The sequence below is a fragment of the Microbacterium sp. NPDC057944 genome (assembly GCF_042887445.1).
Classification (GTDB): domain Bacteria; phylum Actinomycetota; class Actinomycetes; order Actinomycetales; family Microbacteriaceae; genus Microbacterium; species Microbacterium natoriense.
Window position 1 is genome coordinate 835,354 of record NZ_JBHVPJ010000002.1, and the last position, 20,141, is coordinate 855,494.

Annotated in this window: 17 protein-coding genes; 7 read left to right on the forward strand and 10 right to left on the reverse strand. The window is 69.5% G+C overall.

The features are described 5' to 3' along the window. The first annotated feature begins 60 nt into the window (after nucleotides 1-60). Nucleotides 61-960, forward strand: coding sequence for an A/G-specific adenine glycosylase (locus ACFVRO_RS13475; RefSeq protein WP_386953118.1), 900 nt, complete (start codon nucleotides 61-63; stop codon nucleotides 958-960). A gap of 19 nt (nucleotides 961-979) precedes the next feature. Here ACFVRO_RS13475 and ACFVRO_RS13480 read toward each other — a convergent pair whose 3' ends face one another. The 5 genes from ACFVRO_RS13480 to nusA all read right to left on the reverse strand — a co-directional run bounded on the left by ACFVRO_RS13480 (nucleotide 980) and on the right by nusA (nucleotide 7,861). Then, nucleotides 980-3,049: a response regulator transcription factor gene (locus tag ACFVRO_RS13480; protein ID WP_386953121.1), complete on the reverse strand. Its 2,070-nt coding sequence runs from the start codon at nucleotides 3,047-3,049 to the stop codon at nucleotides 980-982. A gap of 159 nt (nucleotides 3,050-3,208) precedes the next feature. Next, entirely contained in the window at nucleotides 3,209-3,640 is a 432-nt protein-coding gene (gene rbfA / locus ACFVRO_RS13485) for a 30S ribosome-binding factor RbfA (protein WP_105674619.1), read from the reverse strand. A gap of 71 nt (nucleotides 3,641-3,711) precedes the next feature. Beyond that, a complete protein-coding gene (infB, locus tag ACFVRO_RS13490) occupies nucleotides 3,712-6,471 on the reverse strand; it encodes a translation initiation factor IF-2 (RefSeq protein ID WP_386953124.1) in 2,760 nt (919 codons plus the stop codon). Between the two features lie 94 nt (nucleotides 6,472-6,565). Then, nucleotides 6,566-6,820 carry a YlxR family protein gene (locus tag ACFVRO_RS13495; protein WP_105674623.1) on the reverse strand — a complete coding sequence of 85 codons (255 nt, stop codon included), beginning with the start codon at nucleotides 6,818-6,820 and terminating at the stop codon, nucleotides 6,566-6,568. 57 nt (nucleotides 6,821-6,877) lie between these two features. Next, complete coding sequence (nusA, locus tag ACFVRO_RS13500; protein ID WP_105674625.1) at nucleotides 6,878-7,861, reverse strand: transcription termination factor NusA; 984 nt, start codon at nucleotides 7,859-7,861, stop codon at nucleotides 6,878-6,880. 189 nt (nucleotides 7,862-8,050) lie between these two features. Here nusA and ACFVRO_RS13505 point away from each other — a divergent pair, with 189 nt between their 5' ends. Then, nucleotides 8,051-9,406, forward strand: coding sequence for a flavin monoamine oxidase family protein (locus tag ACFVRO_RS13505; RefSeq protein WP_386953127.1), 1,356 nt, complete (start codon nucleotides 8,051-8,053; stop codon nucleotides 9,404-9,406). On the opposite strand, the gene ACFVRO_RS13510 is transcribed toward ACFVRO_RS13505, so the two are convergent. Beyond that, nucleotides 9,375-10,415, reverse strand: coding sequence for a TIGR00730 family Rossman fold protein (locus ACFVRO_RS13510; RefSeq protein ID WP_386953128.1), 1,041 nt, complete (start codon nucleotides 10,413-10,415; stop codon nucleotides 9,375-9,377). The genes ACFVRO_RS13505 and ACFVRO_RS13510 overlap by 32 nt on opposite strands. Before the next feature lie 50 nt (nucleotides 10,416-10,465). Continuing rightward, nucleotides 10,466-11,626: a P1 family peptidase gene (locus ACFVRO_RS13515; RefSeq protein WP_223586619.1), complete on the reverse strand. Its 1,161-nt coding sequence runs from the start codon at nucleotides 11,624-11,626 to the stop codon at nucleotides 10,466-10,468. A gap of 174 nt (nucleotides 11,627-11,800) precedes the next feature. Between ACFVRO_RS13515 and ACFVRO_RS13520 the strand changes: the two genes are divergently transcribed. Together ACFVRO_RS13520 and ACFVRO_RS13525 are read left to right on the forward strand one after the other, a co-directional pair. After that, nucleotides 11,801-13,240: an APC family permease gene (locus ACFVRO_RS13520; RefSeq protein ID WP_386953131.1), complete on the forward strand. Its 1,440-nt coding sequence runs from the start codon at nucleotides 11,801-11,803 to the stop codon at nucleotides 13,238-13,240. A gap of 23 nt (nucleotides 13,241-13,263) precedes the next feature. Continuing rightward, on the forward strand, nucleotides 13,264-13,863 hold the full coding sequence (locus tag ACFVRO_RS13525) for a TetR family transcriptional regulator (protein WP_105674722.1): 600 nt from the start codon (nucleotides 13,264-13,266) through the stop codon (nucleotides 13,861-13,863). 51 nt (nucleotides 13,864-13,914) lie between these two features. Here ACFVRO_RS13525 and ACFVRO_RS13530 read toward each other — a convergent pair whose 3' ends face one another. Both ACFVRO_RS13530 and ACFVRO_RS13535 read right to left on the reverse strand, forming a co-directional pair. Beyond that, nucleotides 13,915-15,672, reverse strand: coding sequence for a proline--tRNA ligase (locus tag ACFVRO_RS13530; protein WP_386953134.1), 1,758 nt, complete (start codon nucleotides 15,670-15,672; stop codon nucleotides 13,915-13,917). 41 nt (nucleotides 15,673-15,713) lie between these two features. Continuing rightward, on the reverse strand, nucleotides 15,714-16,484 hold the full coding sequence (locus ACFVRO_RS13535; RefSeq protein WP_386953137.1) for an isocitrate lyase/phosphoenolpyruvate mutase family protein: 771 nt from the start codon (nucleotides 16,482-16,484) through the stop codon (nucleotides 15,714-15,716). A gap of 100 nt (nucleotides 16,485-16,584) precedes the next feature. Between ACFVRO_RS13535 and ACFVRO_RS13540 the strand changes: the two genes are divergently transcribed. Genes ACFVRO_RS13540 through ACFVRO_RS13550 form a run of 3 tightly spaced genes read left to right on the forward strand, consistent with a single transcriptional unit; the run spans nucleotide 16,585 to nucleotide 19,218 of the window. After that, nucleotides 16,585-18,000: an RNB domain-containing ribonuclease gene (locus ACFVRO_RS13540; RefSeq protein WP_386953140.1), complete on the forward strand. Its 1,416-nt coding sequence runs from the start codon at nucleotides 16,585-16,587 to the stop codon at nucleotides 17,998-18,000. 5 nt (nucleotides 18,001-18,005) lie between these two features. After that, entirely contained in the window at nucleotides 18,006-18,701 is a 696-nt protein-coding gene (locus tag ACFVRO_RS13545; protein ID WP_386953143.1) for a nucleotidyltransferase domain-containing protein, read from the forward strand. A gap of 40 nt (nucleotides 18,702-18,741) precedes the next feature. Then, complete coding sequence (locus ACFVRO_RS13550) at nucleotides 18,742-19,218, forward strand: NUDIX domain-containing protein (protein WP_386953146.1); 477 nt, start codon at nucleotides 18,742-18,744, stop codon at nucleotides 19,216-19,218. 42 nt (nucleotides 19,219-19,260) lie between these two features. On the opposite strand, the gene ACFVRO_RS13555 is transcribed toward ACFVRO_RS13550, so the two are convergent. Beyond that, nucleotides 19,261-20,130, reverse strand: a complete 870-nt coding sequence (locus ACFVRO_RS13555) for a hypothetical protein (RefSeq protein WP_386953148.1) — start codon at nucleotides 20,128-20,130, stop codon at nucleotides 19,261-19,263. Nucleotides 20,131-20,141: the final 11 nt, after the last annotated feature.

Below are 20,141 nucleotides of genomic sequence, written 5' to 3' on the forward strand. Positions count from 1 at the left end.
GACGCTGCGCTCCGGCTCTCGACGGACGCACGGCGCGCGTCGGTCGCCTAGGCTGGCGAGATGCCCGCGATGACGTCTCCTGCGAGCGCGGGACTGCCGCGTCTGCCCGAGTGGTATCGCGGAGCCGCACGCGATCTCCCGTGGCGGCGCCCGGAGTTCCACGACGAGTACGGGGCGTGGGGAACGCTGGTCAGCGAGTTCATGCTGCAGCAGACACCGGTGAACCGTGTGATCCCGCACCTGGAGGCGTGGCTCACCCGCTGGCCCACGCCGGTCGCTCTGGCCGCGGCCTCTCCCGCCGAGGTCGTGCACCAGTGGGCGAACCTCGGCTACCCGCGTCGGGCGCTGTGGCTGCACAGGGCGGCCATCGAGATCGCCGAGCGTCATGGCGGTGTGGTCCCGCGCGATGTGGATGCGCTGCTCGCGCTGTCCGGCATCGGCGACTACACCGCACGGGCCGTCGCCGTGTTCGCCTACGGCGACCGGCATCCCGTGGTCGACACCAACACGCGACGCGTGCTCGCCCGCGCGGTCCAGGGGCAGGAGCAGCCCGCGCCCCCGTCGCGTCGCGATCTCGGTCTCATGGAGTCGCTGCTGCCCGCATCGGATGCCGAATCCGCGATCTTCAACGCCGCGGCGATGGAGCTCGGCGCAACAGTGTGCACGTCGCGGACGCCCCGCTGCGAGATCTGCCCGCTCCTCGACGGGTGCGCGTGGGTGGCGGCCGGCCGACCCGAGACGGGCGACCGACGTCGCCGGCAGGCGGCCTTCGAGGGCTCGGATCGTCAGGCCAGGGGCGCCGTGCTGAGGATGCTGAGGGAATCGGCCCCTCGTCCGGTGCCGATCCCCGCGATCCTGCCAGAGTGGCCCGATCTTCAGCAGCGCGACAGGGCGATCGACTCGCTCATCGCAGACGGTCTCGCCGAGGCCGATGGCGAGCTGCTCTCCCTCCCCCGGTGAGCCCGATGCCGGCCACCGGCTAGGAGTACCGTTCGGCGCGATGAGCGAGCACCGTCAGCTCGACCCTGTTGCGCACGCCGAGCTTCACGAACACCCGACCAAGGTGCACCTCGACCGTGCGCACCGAGACGCGGAGATCGTCGCCGATCTCGCGGTTGGATCCTCCCGTCACGGCGCGCATCGCGACCTCCAGCTCCCTGGACGTCAGCACCGGCTCCCAGGCGCGGCGGCACGCACCGACAAGGCTGTCCTCCGCGTCAACCGCACGATCCTCCCGTTCCGCCGCTGAGAGGCGTTCCTCGGTGTTGCGGGCCCATGCCTCGGCGCCGGACGTCTGGAACAGGGTCAGCGCCGTCTGGAGATGCTCGCGTGCCACGGCTGGCTCGTCCCTGACCAGCGCACGGGTGCCGAGCATCGACTCGACCCTGGCACGGGAGAACGGGGACGCGAGAGCCCTCGTCGCGAGGACGATCTCGTCGCGCTCCCGTCGCCACTGCGCATCAGGCGTCGCCGCGATGCGCGACATGAGCTCACGCGACAGCCGGGCGTCCGGCGGCTCGATCAACGGGGACGCGGGCGCTCCGTCATCGCGGACGAGTTCGTCGAGCTCGGGGACGGAGAACTGCCCTCGGGGAGAGCCGCGGTCCGCCCAGAGCCTCAAGAACGACGACGCCTCGTCGGCCTCTCCCCTGAGGAACGTCTCGACGGCGTGATCCACGAGACGATCGATGCGGACCGCGGACGGCAGCGACGCTGTCAGCGCTTCGGAGATCGGACCGATGCGTCCGCTCACGGCGAGGTCGAGTCGTCGCGCCAGCACCACCCCGAGACCGGCGAAGGGCATCGTGACGGGGAGGGCGAGCGCCGCCTCCCGAAGCCGCTCCCTGGCGTGGCCGAGATCGCCCCGCCAGACGAGCAGCAGCACCTCGACGACAGCGCGGTACGCCGCGACGAGCGGGCTGTGTTCGAAACCGGCGACGAACGGGTCGACCTCGGTCCCGAGTCCGGACCCGCCGGCCGCCAGGAACCTCAGCGCCTGATCGAGATCGCCGTCGACCGAAGCGCGGAGAGCACGGAGCATCCCTCCGGTGAGCGGCCCGGCTACGACCTCGCCGTCGATCTCATCCTCCCCGGCGATCAACCAGGCGAGGGTGACGACGGGGTCGCGCAGCGAGCTCTCGGCTCCGGCTCTCGCGCAGCCTTCACGCAGAGCCTCCAGCCAGGTCCGCATCCCTCGTCGATCGCCGCGCTCCGCGCTGAGGACGGCCGCGAACGCGGCTGCTCGCGCCCACGAGTACCAGTCCTCGTCGTCACCCGACTGTGGCCGGAGCGAAACGGGGTCCACCTCGGGGACCGCGCCCTGAAGGAACGCCTCGGCGACCACGAGTCCTCCGAGCCCCTGCAGGCGAAAGCGCTCCGTTCCGGCCGGGAACAGCGCGCCGAGCCAGGCCGCCGCCTCCGCGGCGTATCCGGCGCCGATGGCGGCGGCGCCGGCGACCTGACGCGCCTCGTCGAGATCCGACCCGGTGGCGTGCGCGGCGGCCTCCGCCGCGAGAAGCAGTGCACGATCGGGATGTCCTGATTCGGAGAGTCTCCGTGCGATGCGGGTCAGCTCGGGCGCGGTCTCAGGGATGCCGTACGAAGAGGCGCGCGCGCGATGCCAGTCCGCGTCCACTCCGGCGCCGGGCGCGCCGAAGATGGGGGCGAGCCTCTCGTGCACCGAGGCCTCGACGACCGGGTCCGCGGTCGCCCGCAGCCAGACCTCGAGAAGAGGATCGACCAATCGCACCCGCCCCGCGCGCACGACGAGGTGTGCGCCGATCGCACTCCGCATCAGCTCCTCGGCGCTCCGGCCGTCGAAAGCGAGCAGCGGCGCCAGCGCATCGTCCAGGCGCAGAGCGAGGGCGAGGAGGAGATCGCGGTCGCGCTCGCTCCATTCGATGCCGTCGTATCGCGCCGTGATCGAAGCGACCAGCGGCAGCGGAGAAGGAAGCGGGCGCATCCCCGTGCGCACGGCAGGGTCGAGGATGCGCACGACATCGCGGATCGCCTCACGGTCGCCGTCCAGTTGAGCGGCGATGCGGGCCATCACATGTGGTGCGCAGGTCAGCGCCTCGTCTCGAAGGTCCGCGAGGACCTCTTCGATGACCGGCGCCGCGAAGCGACTGCTCGAAACGTTGATGCTGTTCCCCCCGGATGTGCGAGAACCTCCTCGCACAGCCGAGGGTAGCAAAAACCCGGACGGGGATCAGCGATCGGCGTCGTCGTCCGCGTGGACGTACGGGTCCGCGTCGCCGGCGTGCGATGCCGAGGACGCGAGCCTGGCGACCTCTGCATCATGCTCCTGCGCCTGGCGGAGCAGCGCGGAGATGTGGTCCGCGTTCTCCGGCAGGGCGTCCGGGATGAACTCGAGCGTCGGCACGAGGCGCGTGCTGAGCTGCTTGCCCACCTCGCTGCGCAGCATCCCCGTGGCGGAGGTGAGAGCGGCGCCGCTGGCGAGACGCTCCTCCTCCGTGCCGAGGACGGTGTAGAACACGGATGCATGCTGAAGATCGCCGCTGACGCGGACGTCGGTGATCGTGACGAAGCCGAGGCGCGGATCGCGCAGCCCCTTCTCCAGCCGCTCGGCGAGGATCACGCGGATGCGGTCCGCAAGACGAGCCTGTCTTTCACCAGCCATTGTTCTCTCCCTCTACGAAGCCTTCGGGCGAGGATGCGCTCAGCATCCTCGCCCGAAGATATCGAACTCGATCAGCCGCGAGGCTTCTCGACCATCTCTGTGGTCTCGATCTCGTCGCCGATCTGGATGTCGTTGTACTTGCCCAGGCCGATACCCGCCTCGTAGTCCGTGCGGACCTCGGTGACATCGTCCTTGAAGCGGCGCAGCGACTCGATGGCGAGGCCATCGGCGAGCACGACGCCGTCGCGGATGACGCGAGCCTTGGCGTTTCGCGTGATCGTTCCCGAGCGCACGATGACACCGGCGATGTTGCCGAACTTCGAGGAGCGGAACACCTCGCGGATCTCGGCGACACCCGACTGGACCTCTTCGTACTCCGGCTTGAGCATTCCCTTGAGGGAGCTCTCGATCTCGTCGATCGCGTTGTAGATGACCGAGTAGAACCGGATGTCGACGCCTTCACGGGAGGCGCGCTCGCGCGCCTTCGTGTCGGGGCGGACGTTGAAGCCCACGATGATCGCGTTGTCGATCGTCGCCAGGTTCACATCCGACTCGGTGATCGCACCGACGCCGCGGTGGATGATGCGCAGCTGCACCGAGTCGTCGACCTCGATCTTGAGGAGCGACTCCTCCAGCGCCTCGACGGCACCGGAGACGTCACCCTTGATGATGAGGTTGAGCGACTCGACCTTGCCGTCTTCGAGAGCACGGGTGAAGTCCTCGAGCGAGATGCGCTTGCGGGCCTTGGCCAGCTGGGCGTTGCGCTCGACCGCTTCACGCTTCTCAGCGATCTGGCGGGCCATGCGGTCCTCCTCGGTGACGATGAAGACGTCACCGGCGCGGGGCACCGAGTTCAGACCCTGCACCTGCACCGGGCGCGACGGGTAGGCCTCGAGGACCTGCTCGCCGTTCTCGTCGGCCATGGCGCGCACGCGGCCGTAGGCGGTGCCCGCGACGATCGCGTCGCCGACCCGGAGGGTTCCGGACTGGATCAGCACGGTGGCGACCGAACCGCGGCCCTTGTCGAGCTTCGCCTCGATGGCGACGCCTCGAGCGCCCTTGTTCGGGTTGGCCGTGAGGTCGAGACCGGCGTCGGCGGTGAGCAGCACGGCGTCCAGGAGCTCCTGGATGCCGGTTCCCGCACGGGCCGACACGTCGACGAACATGACGTCGCCGCCGTACTCCTCTGCGACGAGACCGTACTCGGTGAGCTGCTGACGGACCTTGGCCGGGTTGGCCTCGGGCTTGTCGACCTTGTTGACCGCGACCACGATCGGCACGTTCGCCGCCTGGGCGTGGTTCAGGGCCTCCACCGTCTGCGGCATGATGCCGTCGTCGGCCGCGACCACGAGGATCGCGAGGTCGGTGACCTGCGCACCACGGGCACGCATGGCGGTGAACGCCTCGTGACCGGGGGTGTCGATGAACGTGATGGCGCGCTCGATGCCCTCGTGCTCGGTCCAGACCTGGTAGGCGCCGATGTGCTGGGTGATGCCGCCGGCCTCGCCCTCGATGACGTTGGTCTGACGGATCGCGTCGAGCAGTCGCGTCTTACCGTGGTCGACGTGACCCATGACGGTGACGACCGGAGGACGGATCTCGAGGTCGTCCTCGCTCTCGTTCTCCAGCTCGGCCTCGAGGTCGAGACCGAAGCCCTCGAGGAGCTCCTTGTCCTCGTCCTCGGGCGAGACCATCTGGATCTTGTAGCCGAGCTCGGCGCCGAGCACCTCGAAGGTCGCCTCATCCAGCGACTCGGTGGCCGTGGCCATCTCGCCGAGGTTGAAGAGGATCGTGACCAGGGTTCCGGGCTGCACCGTGTAACCGGTCAGCGTCTCGATCTTGTCGGCGAAGTCCGCGATCGACGCGCCGCGGCGCATGCGGATGACCTCTCCGTTGCCGCGGGTGACGTTGACGCCGCCGACGACCGGAGCGCTCCGCATCTCGAACTCTTGCCGCTTCGCCCGCCGCGACTTGCGCTGCTTGCTCTTGCCGCCGCCCTTGCCGAAGGCACCGGCGGTACCGCCGCCGGGACCACGACCGCGCCCACCGCCGCCACCCGGGCGACCGGCGAAGCCGCCACCGCCGGGACGTGCGCCGGGACCGGCACCGGGTGCACCGGCGCCGCCGGGACGACCGGGGCCACCGGGACGCTGCTGGAACGGAGCGCCGGGACGACCGCCCTGTCCACCGCGCGGAGCGCCGGGACGGGGGGAACCGGGGCGCGGAGCGCCCGGGCGGGGCGCGCCGGGGCGCGGAGCCTGCGGACGCGGGATGTTGCCAGGCGTCGGACGCTGGCCCATGCCCTGCGCCGAAGCGAAGGGGTTGTTGCCAGGACGCGGACCCGCAGGACGCTGACCCATCCCCTGCGAGGAGGAGAACGGGTTGTTTCCGGGGCGCGGCGCACCGGGCTTCGGAGCTCCGCCATCGGCGGGCTTCGGAGCTGCGGGACCGGGCTTGGCTGCGGCCTCGGAAGCCGCGGGAGCCGCCGGAGCGGCCTCTGCCGGAGCTTCGGTGACCGCGGGAGCAGCCGGAGCAGCGACCTCAGGGGCCGGAGCAGGCTTGGGGCCGGGCTTCGGACCCGGGGTGGGGCCGGAGGGCTTCACCGCTGCCGGCTTGGCTGCGGCGGGCTTAGACGCCGGGGCGGCGTCTGCCGAGGACTTCAGCGAGGCATCGGACTCGATCGCGGCGCGCAGCTTGCGCGCCACCGGCGGTTCGATGGTCGAAGAGGGGCTCTTGACGAACTCTCCGAGTTCCTTGAGCTTTGCAAGTGCGATCTTGCTGTCGACGCCGAGTTCAGCGGCGATCTCATGTACGCGTGGTTTACCAGCCACAATTCTCCTGTCGGGTTCGGTCCACCCAGACAGGGCAGACCACTAGTCGCGGACGGGTCTCATTTCGAGCCGTTCACTTTGTTTCCATAGCTGTTCAGCCTTTGTTTCTTGGCGAATAATCTTCGATGGTCTGCGTGTCCAGAATCGTGGACACACGCAGTGCTCGTCCGAAAGCGCGGCGCCGCAGTGCGGCATCCATGCATTCCCGCGTCGGATGCACCCACGCGCCACGCCCCGGCAGCACAGCACTCTCATCGATGATGAGGATGTCGTTCTGGGACACCACCCTGAGCAGAGTGGAGCGGGGAGCACGCGCGCGACAGCCGACGCACGTTCGTACGGGTTCCATCTTACACCTGCGTTTCACCCGGACTCACCGCCCGAGGGGGCGAGTCCGGGAAGCGGATCAGTCCAGGACGCTGTCGGGCTGGATGTCGATCTTGGCACCGGTCAGCTTCGCGGCCAGACGGGCGTTCTGCCCCTCCTTGCCGATCGCGAGAGACAGCTGGTAATCGGGGACCAGCGCGCGGACGGCCTTGGTGCCGGCATCGAGGATGAACGAGCTCGTCACCTTGGCCGGCGACAGCGCGTTCGCGACGAAGGCCGCGAGCTCGGGGTTGTAGTCGATGATGTCGATCTTCTCCCCCGCGAGCTCCTCGGTCACCGCGCGGACGCGACGGCCGAGTTCGCCGATGCAGGCGCCCTTGGCGTTGATGGCCGGGTCGTTGGCCTTCACCGCGATCTTGGTGCGGTGCCCGGCCTCACGGGCGAGCGAGACGATCTCCACGAGACCGCCGGCGATCTCCGGCACCTCGAGCGCGAACAGCTTGCGCACGAGACCGGGATGCGTGCGGGAGACCGTGATCTGCGGGCCCTTGAGTCCCTTGGCCACGCTGGTCACGTAGACGCGGAGGCGCGAGCCGTGGGTGTACTCCTCACCGGGGACCTGCTCCTCTGGCGGGAGGATGGCCTCGACGGAGCCCAGGTCGACGTGGATCATCCTCGGGTTCGGCCCCTGCTGGATGACGCCGGCGACGATGTCGCCCTCTTTGCCGCGGAACTCGCCGAGCACCGCGTCGTCTGCGATGTCGCGCAGACGCTGGCTGATGACCTGCTTCGCGGCGAAGGCGGCGATGCGGCCGAAGTCGTCGGGAGTCGCGTCCTCCTCGCCGATGACGGCGCCCTCTTCGTCGGTGACGACCTGGAGCACGTCGACGTGACCGGTCTTGCGGTCGAGGGAGACGCGGACGCCCTCGGGTGCGGGTCCGTCTCCGGCGACGTGCTTGTTGTACGCCGTCAGGATGGCCTGTTCGATGATCGACACGAGTTCGTCGAAGGGAATCGCCTTCTCCTTCTCGATCCCACGCAGCAGACTCAGTTCGATGTCCATGACGGCCTCTCTATTCAGCTCTCGCCTCGCGCAATCGACCGCGGGCATCGGTCCAGGATACCGGAAGCAGGCGGCGTCCCGCCCTCTCCGCCGGTCAGGGCGACGCGGCGGGCGTGCAGCGATAGCCTGGGCGCAACGCCGGAACGCGGCGAGCCGCACCGCTGCGGCGACGGAACGCAGGAGGAACGCGTGACCAGGTTCGACACCATCGTTGTGGGTGCAGGCATGTCGGGGATGACGAGTGCACGGATGCTGGCGGATGCCGGCCAGCGGGTCGTCGTGCTCGAGGGGCGGGATCGGATCGGCGGACGGATGAACACCGACCGCGCGTCCGGCTTCCCCGTCGACCTCGGCGCCTCGTGGATACACGGGATCGACGGGTCGCCGCTGTGGGATCTCACGCAGGCCCTCGGCATCCCGACCCTCGAGTACACGGTCGGCAGCTTCCAGGTCGGCGGTCGCCCGATCGAGAACTTCGACGGGGACGGCGCGGCGATGGATGCCGCCGCCACGGCGCAGTGGATCGCCGACGTCGACGAGGCTGATCGCCTGCTCGTCGAGGAGATCGCATCGTCCGCTCCCGGCGACACCTACCTCGACGTGACCGAGCGCGCGCTGGACCGCTCAGGACTCGACGCGGAGCGCATCGACGAGATCCGCGAGTTCTTCCGCCATCGCGTCGAGGAGCAGTGCGGCGCCTGGATCGGCGATCTCGACGCGCACGGACTCGACGAGGATGCGATCGACGGCGACGAGGTCATCTTCCCGCGCGGCTACGACGAGCTCCCGCGGCGGATCGGCGCCGGGCTCGACGTGCGGCTGAACCGGATCGTCACCGGGGTGTCCCGCTCCGCGAGCGGCGTCGTCGTCACCGCGGATGGCGAGGAGTTCACGGCCGATCGTGTCATCGTCACGGTGCCGCTCGGCGTGCTCAAGACCGGGAGAATCGCCTTCACCCCACCGCTCCCCGACGAGGTGTCCGGCCCGATCGAGCGCTTGGGCATGGGTGTGTTCAACAAGGTGTTCGTCCAGTTCCCCGAACGGTTCTGGAACGAGGACAGCTACGTCATCCGAGCGCTCGGCGAAGCGGGCGAGCACTGGCACTCCTGGTACGACGTCTCCGCGGTGAGCGGTCTGCCGACACTCCTCACGTTCGCCGCCGGACCGTTCGGCCGGCGCATGCAGGAGCTGTCAGACGAGGATGTCGTGGCCGACTCCGTCGCCGCCCTCCGTGCGCTGTACGGCACGAGGGTCCCCGCACCGACGGCGCACTGGATCACCCGCTGGCGGCAGGATCGCTTCTCGGACGGTTCCTACTCGCACCTGGCCGTCGGTTCGTCGCACCACGACCACGATGCTCTCGCCGGCCCGGTCGACGACGTCCTCCACTTCGCCGGCGAGGCGACGTGGGGAGACGAGCCCGCGACCGTGGGCGCCGCGTTCTACTCGGGCCACAGGGCCGCGGAGAGGATCCTCGGCCGCCCCGTGGACCTCGCGGCGTTCGCCGCCGCGATCAGCGAGCAGGAGCAGACGGCAGATCGTTGATCGCGCGGATCAGGCGGAACAGCTCCCCCACGCGGTACTGATCGAGGTGCAGGGACAATCGCGGCAGATCGAGCAGGTCGTCGTCGGCGACCTCGGGCTGGCGAGGCTCGGTGCGCTCGATGCGACCTGAGATCAGCATTCCGGCGAACTGCTCGTTGAGATCCTCGATCTCGGCGTCGGTGGGCGCGTTCCTCAGCCGGAGCACGAGCGTGCCGCCGACCCAGCGCAGGGAGTCGTAGTTGCGCCAGAACCCGGTGATCTCCGCCGTCGCGTCCTCGATCGAGTCGGTGATGACGACACGATCGAAGTCGCCCTCAGAGATGACTCCGGTCGGAGCGAGATCCTCGTCGATGAACCGCTTGAGTCCGGTCCAGAAGGTGCCGCCCTTCTCATCGAGCAGCACGATCGGCATCGGCTCCGCCTTGCCCGTCTGCTGTAGGGTCAGCAGCTCGAACATCTCGTCCAGCGTTCCGAAGCCGCCGGGCAGGCAGATGAAGCCGCGCGATTCCTTCATGAGCATGAGCTTGCGGGTGAAGAAGTACTTCATCGCGACCACGTGGTCTGAGGCCTCGATGATCGCGTTCGCCTTCTCCTCGAAGGGCAGACGGATCGAGACGCCCAGCGAGAGGGCGGGACCCGCTCCCTCGGCCGCCGCCTGCATGATCCCGGGGCCCGCCCCGGTGACGACCATCCAGCCGTCGGCGGCGAGCGCCGACGCCACGTCCCGCGCCTGGCGGTAGAGCGGATCGTCCTGCCTCGTGCGGGCCGATCCGAACACCGTGACCTTCGGCACTCCGCCGTAGGGGGCGAACAGGCGGAACGCGTCCCGCATCTCGGCGAGCGCGGCCGAGGCGATCTTGAGGTCGAGGCGGTCGGCGCCGTCCTCTCCGAGGAGGATGGCCGTGCGCAGCATCCGCATCACCAGTCGCCGGTCGGACCGCACTCCGGCGTCGTCGAGCACTCTGTTGATCTCGGCGCTGAGCGCTTCGGGGAGTGGTTCCTCAGTCATGCGTCCAGCGTGTCACGCGAACCGCCGCACGGTCGACGCAACGCCGCCGGTCAGCGAGCGTTCACCTCGGCGACCGCCGCCCTGACCTCCTCGTGCGGGAGCGCGTGGCTGACGTGTCCGTCACGGCCGACCATGTCCTCCGCCGCGACCAGAGCGTTCCACACCGCCTCGTCGACGGCTTCGGCGACCGCGGTGAGGAACGGGTCGATGCGCCCCCACGGGATGAAGCGCAGGGTCTCGTACTCTGCACGGTCGTCCGAGGGGAACGAGGAGGTGAGGGCTCCCTCGTTCGCCGTGGACAGCGCGAGCATGATGTCGCCGGAGAAGTGCCCTCCTGCCGTGCCGCTGCGTCCGAGCCCGATCGCTCCCCGCCGTGCCAGCGCGCCGCACTGACCGGGCAGCAGAGGCGCATCCGTGGCGATCACGACGATCGCCGATCCTGCCCCACCGGGGGCGCGCAGTCGTTCCCGCTCCCGATGGAACCAGTCGTCGCGCTCCATCGGGTTCGGCGCGGCAGAGCGCGACCCCAGCGGGATGCCGTCCAGGCGCAGCTCGTCGCGCGAGCCGAAGTTGGCCTGGATCAGCACGCCGACGGTGTACTCGTCATCGCCGTGCCGGACGACCCTGGATGAGGTGCCCGTCCCGCCCTTGAATCCGTAGCAGTTCATCCCGGTGCCGCCGCCGACGCTGCCCTCGGCCACTGGCCCCTCGGACGCGGCATCCAGCGCCTCCCGTGCGGTCGACGCCGTGACATGGCCGCCGTTGATGTCGTTGAGATAGCCGTCCCACGTCTCCCCCACGACCGGCAGCATCCACTGCGCGGCGACGTGCGGTGCCACCTCGGCCACCCACTGGTCGATGCCGCTGTGCACCGCACCCACGGAGTGCGAGCTCGTGATCCCGATCGGCATGGACAGCGCGCCGGACTCGTCGATCCACGCGCGTCCGGTGAGCTCTCCGTTGCCGTTGAAGGAGTGGACGGCGGCGGCGCAGGGCACGCCGACTCCGGAACGCCCTCGCGGCAGGATCGCCGTCACGCCGGTCCGCACCGCCCCTGCGCCCTCCCCCTCGATCAGCGTCCGCTGACCGACGGCGAGCCCCGGCACGTCGGTGATCGCGTTGAGCGGGCCGCTCCTCCCGGCGAATCCGATGCCGAGGTCGCGTGCCCTGACGGGGCGCTCCGTGCGCGCCGTCTCCGCGGATGACTCCATCACTGCTCCGATCAACTATGAACGATTGTTCAGATTCTAGTCACCGATTTCCCTGTTTTTCTTGACACGCGCAGGTTAACCCTTTTGAATCACTGTTCAGAAGATCGCATACGATCCTCACACCCGACCCGTCAGATTCCGGAGCCGCAGATGTCTCACCCGAATCCTCCGTCCGTGCCCACGACGACCACCACCACACTCGCACAGAGGCGTCTCGGCGTGTGGGCGATCGTGTTCTTCGTCGTCTCCGCCGCCGCTCCCCTGACCGTCGTCGCGAGCGCAGCCGCGACCGACTTCCGCCTCGCCGGCATCGGAGGGCCAGGAGCGATGCTCGCGAGCGGCGTCGTCCTCATCCTCTTCGCTTTCGGCTTCACGGCGATGTCGCGCTACGTGCGCAACACCGGTGCGTTCTACGTCTACGGCGCGCGCGGTCTCGGCAAGCCGATCGGGATCGGCATCGTGTTCGTGACGATCTTCTCGTATGCGGCGCTGTGCATCTGCTTCTACGGATTCGTGGGCTTCTTCGGCGAGATGACGTTCGCTGCGCTCTTCGGCATCGAGCTGCCGTGGACGGTCTACGCGATCGTGGCTCTGCTGATCGTCGGCGTGCTCGGCTACCGCAAGATCGACGTCGGCGCGAAGGTCCTCGCCGTGCTGCTCACCGCGGAGGTCGCGATCCTGCTGATCCTCGCGATCGCCGTCCTCGCGCAGGGAGGGCCCGAGCCGATCTCGTTCGCGTCATTCGCTCCCGAGAACGTCTTCTTCGCCGCGGGCAGCGGCGCCCTGTTCGTCTTCGGCTTCGGCGCCTACCTCGGGTTCGAGAGCACGGCGATCTACACCGAGGAGGCGAAGGATCCGGCTCGGACCGTTCCCGCCGCCACCTACATCTCCATCGCCTTCCTCGCGGTGTTCTACGCCTTCACGTTCTGGATCCTCACCGTCGCCTTCGGCGTGGACGGCGTGCTCGAGCTCGCGCTGCAGGACGACTTCCAGGACATGGTGTTCCACGCCGGCGACCAGTACCTCGGCGCCTGGGCCGGAATCACGATGCGGATCCTCATCGTGACGAGCTTCTTCGCCTGCCTCCTCGCCTTCCACAACGCCAGCTCCCGCTACCTGTTCTCGCTCGGCCGCGAGCGGCTGCTGCCGTCGTGGCTCGCTCAGACGCAGCCCACCACTCAGGCCCCCCACCACGCGAGTCTCGTCATGTCGATCGTCTCCCTCGTCGCCGTGCTCGTCACTCTCGTCACCGGGGCCGATCCCTTCCTGGGTTTCGCGCTGCCGGTGTACTCGATCGGCGTCGCGGGTCTCGTCTTCGCGCAGGCGGTGGCCGCGATCGCCGTGGTGGGCTTCTTCCTCAAGGACAGGAGGGGCCACAGCCCGTGGCGCGTGATCGTCGCCCCTGCCCTCGGCGCCCTCGGGCTCATCGTCGGCTGGGTGCTCATCGCGATCAACTTCGACCTCGTGACCGGCCTCACTGGATCGATCAACCTCGCCCTGCTGGCCCCGACGCCGGTGCTGTTCCTGGCAGGGATCGTGACCGGTTTCATCCTCAGAAGCCGCCGACCCCAGCACTATGCTGAACTGACCACGCTCGTTCCCGACGACGAGTGACGTCGGGCGAGAAGGAGAAGGACGTGGCCGAGCAGCGAGGACGCGCCGTCCGTCGCGCGGAGCTGATCTCCGCCACCAGGAGGGTCGCCCGCCGAAGCGGCATCGGCGGCACGAACGTGCGGGCCGTCGCCGCGGAGGCTGCGGTGAGCACGGGGAGCGTGCTCTACTACTTCCCCAGCTTCGACGAGCTGATGTACGCCACCGTCGAAGGCGTCCTGGAGGAGATGTACGAGCAGAGGCGGATGATCGCCGAGGGCCAGCCCGATCCGGCGAAGCGGCTCGTCGCGCTGATCACCGCCGGCGTGCCAGACGAGATCAGCGATCACCTGCGCATGGCGTACGAGAGCATCCCCCTGCTCCGCGAGCAGCCGGAGTACCGCCCGCTGCACCGTTCCATCGTCGAACGGCAGGTTTCCCTGTACCGCTCGACGATCGAGGTCGGCGCAGCGATCGGTGTGTTCCGCCCCACGGCCGATCTCACCGTGATCGCGCGCAACATCGTCGCTCTCGAGGACGCCTATGACCTCTACCCGCTGATCGGGCTGGAGCACGGCGCCGCCACCTACCGGGCGAACATCGTGTCGTACGCGCAGACCGCGCTCGGCTGCGAGCTCACGCTCTAGACGCGAAGAGAGCCGCGCCGCCCTCAGGGACGGACGCGGCTCTCGTCGTGTTCAGCGGCGCGACAGCCGCTCGAGCGCGTCGTCGACGGAGACCGTGTCGCGGTCGCCGGTGGCACGGTCCCACAGCTCGACCTGGCCGGCTGCGGCACCCCGACCGACGATGACGATCTTCGGCACGCCGACCAGCTCGGCGTCGCCGAACTTCACGCCGGGAGAGACCTTGGGCCGGTCGTCGTAGAGCACGTCGAGTCCTGCGGACTCCAGCTGCGCCGAGATGTCGGCGGCCACGTCGAAGGCGACCTGATCGCGGCCCGCCGCCACGACCTGCACGTCGAAGGGCGCGACGGACGCCGGCCAGATGAGGCCCTTGTCGTCGTTGTTCAGCTCGGCGATGATCGCGAGGATGCGGGTCACGCCGATGCCGTAGGAACCCATGGTGACGGTCACGAGCTTGCCGTTCTCGTCGAGGACCTTGAGCCCCAGCGCCTCCGCGTACTTGCGACCGAGCTGGAAGACATGACCGATCTCCATGCCACGGGCGAGCTCCACGGGGCCGGAGCCATCGGGAGCGGGGTCACCCGCGCGCACGTTCGCGATCTCCACGACGCCGTCCGCGGTGAAGTCGCGTCCTGCGACGACCGAGTGCGCGTGCTTCTGATCGATGTTCGCTCCCGTGATCCAACTGGTGCCCTCGCTGACGCGCGGGTCGACCAGGTAGCGGATGCCGGTGGCCGACTCCTCGCCGAGGATCGCGCCGGTCTCCGACCAGGGTCCGATGTAGCCCTTGACCAGCAGCGGGTTGTTCTCGAAGTCGTCCGCGGTGGCGGTCTCGACCTCGGCGGGTGCGAAGGCGACCTCCGCGCGCTTCTCGTCGACCTCGCGGTCGCCGGGGATGCCGACGATCACGAGCTCGCGGGTGCCGTCGAGGTGGGTGAGGGCGAGCACGACGTTCTTCAGCGTGTCGGCGGCGGAGTACTCGCCGTCGAGGTTCGCATTGGCGTGCGCGACGAGCGTCTCGATCGTCGGGGTGTTCGGAGAGTCGAAGATCACGGGGGACGCATCGGCGTCGAACGGCACGGCGGCGGGAACCGCCGTCGTGAACGCCTCGACGTTCGCCGCATAGCCGCCGGCGCTGCGGACGAAGGTGTCCTCGCCGACGGGAGTCGGGTGGAGGAACTCCTCGCTGCGGGAACCGCCCATGGCACCGGCATCCGCCTGCACGATCACGTACTCCAGGCCGAGGCGCTGGAAGATCCGCTCGTAGGCGTCGCGCTGGGCCTGGTAGCTCACGTCGAGACCGGCGTCGGACGAGTCGAAGGAGTAGGCGTCCTTCATCGTGAACTCGCGTCCGCGGAGCAGGCCGGCGCGCGGACGCGCCTCATCACGGTACTTGTCCTGGATCTGGTAGATCGTGAGGGGCAGGTCCTTGTAGGACGAGTAGAGGTCCTTCACGAGCAGGGTGAAGGCCTCCTCGTGCGTCGGGGCGAGCAGGTAGTCGCCACCCTTGCGGTCCTGGAGCCGGAACAGCAGATCGCCGTACTCCTCCCAGCGGCCGGTGGCCTCGTACGCCTCACGCGGCATGAGCGCCGGGAAGTGCACCTCCTGGGCGCCCGCTGCGGCCATCTCCTCTCGGACGACGGTCTCGATCCTGGCCTTCACGCGCAGACCGAGCGGCAGCCACGCGAAGATGCCGGCCGCCTGCGGTCGGATGTATCCGGCGCGGATCAGCAGCTTGTGGCTGGCGATCTCGGCGCCAGCCGGGTCTTCACGGAGTGTGCGGAGGAAGAAATTGGAGAGACGAGTGACCACGGGCCCAGTCTAGTGACCCGTGGTCGCCCGCCTTCACGGGCTCAGTTGAGCGCAGGGAGACCAGAGGGGATGACGCCGCCCGCGTACAGGCTCGCCGCGAGCTCCTGCGCGGCCGTCAGCGCCACGCGCTGCGGCAGCGGGCCGTAGGAGATGCGGGCGACGCCCAGCGACTCGTACTGGGCCGCGGTGAGCGCGCCGGGGAGGCCGATCACGCTGACCTTGCGCTCTCCGATGCCCTCGACGAGCTGACGGGTCACCGCCTCGTCGAGGATTCCGGGGACGAAGACGGCGGTGGCACCGGCGTCGAGATAGGCGCGCCCGCGGTGGATCGCGTCGGCGATGCTCTCCTCCACCGGACGACCTCCCCCGCGCACGAAGGCGTCGGTGCGGGCGTTGAGAGCGAACGGCACGCCCTCGGCCTCCGCGGCCTTCACGATCGCGGCGACGGCCGCGACCGACTCGTCGAGAGGCCGGAGACGATCCTCCACATTCGCGCCGACGACGCCGGCGGCGATCGCGAGACGCGTGGTCTCCCCCGCATCGCCGTACCCGTCGTCGAGGTCGGCGGTGACCGGGACGTCGACGGCCGCCGCGATTCGGCCGACCATGTCGATCATGATCTCGCGGGGAGTCGCGCCGTCGTCGTAGCCGAAGGACGCGGCAACGCCGTGGCCGGCCGTGGCGATGGCTCTCGTCTCGGGCAGCGCGGCGACCGCGCACGCGGAGACGACATCCCACACGTTCACGACGCGAAGGATCTCGGGGGCTTCGTAGAGGCCGATGAGGGTCTGGGCTTTCGCAGCAGTGGTCATGAGACCACGCTAGTGCGGCGCACGGACACAGGGGCCGATGGATCGCGCCGGATGACGCGTCGCTGAAAGCGTCGGAATCGCCGCGGCATAGTGTGGGGGCATGCCCCAGCGTCGATCGCATGTCGCCCCGTCCGCCGCGCAGACCGAGCTGGCCGCAGCGCTGGCACGCCTCAGGGAGGAGTCGGATGCGCCGAAGGACTTCTCCCCCGAAGCCCTCGCCGAGGCCGAGCGCGTCTCGGTGTCCGAGCCGGACCTGGATCTGAGGAACGTCCCCTTCGCGACGCTCGATCCCGCCGGGTCGCGCGATCTCGATCAGGCGTTCCAACTGGAGCGCGACGGATCGGGTTACACGGTCCGATACGCGATCGCCGATGTCCCGTCGTTCGTCGCTCCGGGCGGGGCTGTGGACGCGGAAGCCCGTCGTCGCGGACAGACGCTGTACGCCGCGGACGGCACGATCCCGCTGCATCCGCGCGTGCTGAGCGAGGACCGGGCATCCCTGCTCCCCGATGTCGATCGCCCCGCCCTCGTGTGGACGTTCTCGTTGGACGAGGCGGGCGTCGTCGGCGCGTTCCGTCTGGAGCGCGCCTTCATCCGCTCGCGAGCACAGCTGGACTATGTGAGCGCCCAAGCGTCCCTGGACCGTGGAGACGACGGCCCCGCGTCGCTGCTCCCCGAGATCGGCGCGCTGCGCATCGAACAGGAGAGGCTGCGCGGAGGCGCCAGCCTCAACCTTCCCGATGAGGAGGTGGTGCGGGCCCCCGACGGCGCGTACGCGATCGAGAGACGTCGGCCGCTTCCCGTCGAGGACTGGAACGCGCAGCTGTCGCTCATGACCGGCATGGCCGCGGCATCCCTGATGCTCGACGCCAGGGTCGGGGTGCTGCGCACGATGCCCCAGCCCGACGAGAGGTCCTTCGACGAGTTCCGCCATCAGACGGCCGCGCTGGGTCGCCCGTGGACGACGGGGCGCTACGGCGACTATCTGCGCGGGCTCGACCGTGCGGATCCGCTGACTCTGCCGATCCTCGAAGCCGCGGCCTCGCTGTTCCGCGGAGCGGGCTACGTCACCTTCGACGGCGCCGTTCCCGACGACGTGACCCAGGCGGCGATCGGGGCCCCCTACGCCCACACGACCGCTCCGCTGCGACGCCTGGTCGACCGCTGGTCTCTCGTCATCTGCCTCGCGATCTCACGGGGCGCCGAGGCTCCGTCCTGGGCGCGCGACTCGCTCGCCGAGCTTCCCGCGCTCATGCAGGAGTCCGGACAGCGTGCGTCGAAGCTCGACGCCGCGACGATCAACTGCGTCGAGGCCGCCCTCCTGACGCCGCTCGTCGGCTCGACGATCGAGGCGACCGTGATCGCCGTGCACGGCACCAAGGGCAGGGTGCAGATCGCCGAGCCGGCCGTCACGGCGACGGCGCCGCTCCCCGCGGACGCCACCCCCGGTTCCACGGTGCGCCTCACCGTCGTCCGCGCGGACATCGCCCGCGGAGAGGTCGAGTTCGCGTTGTGACGGACATGGATGACCTTCTCGCTCTCGCTGAGCGCTTCATCACCCGGAACTATCCCGACGCGACGATCGCCGTCGTCGGAGGGAGCACCGCCCGCGGCGAGCGCACCGCGTCGAGCGACATCGATCTGATCCTGCTCGGCGACGGGCTCTTCGACGATGCCGGTCAGACGAGCCGGGCGGCGACATACGAGTTCGAGGGAGAGACGGTCGAGGTCTTCGCGTACACCCTCGACGGCTTCGATGACTGGGCCCATCGCGGCGTCGCGCAGCACCGCCCCGTCATCGTGCACATGCTCACGGACGGGCGCCCTGTCCGCGACGACGGACGTCTCGACGGACTCCGTCGCGCATGGACCGCGATCCTGGAGGAAGGTCCGACGCTGACGGCCCAGGAGTCCGCCCTCCGCCGCTACATGATCACGGACCTCGTCGATGACCTGCGCGACGCCGTCGATCCGTTGGAGCGCCAGGTGACGGCATCCGCCCTCTTCGAGCGGATCGCCGAGCTCATGCTCCTCTCGGAGGGCCGGTGGATCGCCACGGGGAAGTGGCTGCCTCGGCGACTACGTGCCCTGAGCGAGGAAAGGACGGAGATGCTGAGCGCTCCCCTGCTCGCGGGAGACCACAGGAGCTTCGCCGACCGTGTCGACACCGAGCTGGAGCGCGCGGGAGGGCGTGTGCGCGCGGGGTTCGTCCGCTGAGCTCACGCGAGACGGGACCTGCCGACGTAGGCTCGGCGGCATGGCCATCTCCCCGTATGTGCGCGACCTCCGCAGCCGTGTCGGACACGACCTCCTTCTCCTGCCCGGCGTGACCGCGGTGATCCGCGACGGCTCGCGTTTCCTCCTCGCGCGACAGCACGGATCGCCGAGCTGGGGAACAGTGGGCGGGAGCATCGAGCCAGGAGAAGAACCGCAGGAGGCCGTGGCCAGGGAGGTGCGGGAGGAGCTGGGCATCGATCCCGTCGTCGGCGGCATCGTCGGCGCGTACGGCGGAAGCGATTTCGTCTTCGAATACGCGAACGGCGACCGCGTGAGCTACGTCAGCATCGCCTACGAGTGCCGGCTGCCTGCGCGCGCGAAGATCTCCTTCGTCGACGACGAGCTCGTCGAGACCGGCTGGTTCACCCGAGACGAGGTCGCGACGCTGCCCCGAGACCCCTGGGTCGATCGGATCCTCGGGGATGCCGCGCACAGGCCGGAGACCGCCGACGCGTGAACATGTGACGCGGCCGAGCGCCTGCCCCGTCGGGCTACAGCGTCAGGATGCGGGAACGGCGGTCGTCGTCATCACGAGGAGCTGGGGATCGCTCAGGTCGAGCGTCACCGAGATCGAGGCGAACTCCGCCAGCGATGAGACGTGGGTGCCTCCGCAGAGGATCTCCGCCGTGCCCTCCGGGAGCTCGCACACCCAGGTACGGCGGTCGACGATCGTCGGGCCGTCGGTCACGATGCGGCTCGGAGCGGATGCTGCCACCCACGCCGCCAGCTGCGCGTTGATGCTCGCCTCACGATCGGCGACGGTCGCCGAGAAGGTCTCCGTGTCGAAGCCTGCCCTGCGCAGGCTCTTGCCGAGCCGGTACTCGTCGACGGCGCCGTCCTCGTGGATCCGGCTCGACTGATTCGCGCGCCCCTCGAAGTCGGGCGTCCCGAGGGCGTCCGTCCCCGGGTCCTTGCGCCACAGGTCCGCGACCGCGAGGTCCAGCGCCAGAGAGGCCAGGTGGCATGCCGTGTGTCCGCGGCTCAGCCCCGCGCGTCGACCGGCATCCGCCGTCAGCGTGACCTCAGCCCCCTCGACCAGCCAGTCCGGAGCTGCGCCGTCGAGCCGATGGGCGACGAGCCAGGTCCATCCTTCCGCGCCGCGCTTGACCGGGATGTCGACGCCCACCTCGAAGGCGCCGTCATCGGATGCCGCCGCCATGACGGCCTCGGCCACACTCGCGGTGTCGCCGCCGTGAGAGATCGTGCCGGCGTCTCCCGGCTGGTCCGGCCAGGTGTGGTCGACCGGGTGGAACGGCGTCGCGTCCACAACGACCACGGCGCCGTCGGCCCCGCCGCGCTCGACGCGGGTGACGATGCCGTCGCCCGTGAGCGCACCTGCGGCGAATGACACGACAGTGGACGAGGACATGGTTCTCCTAG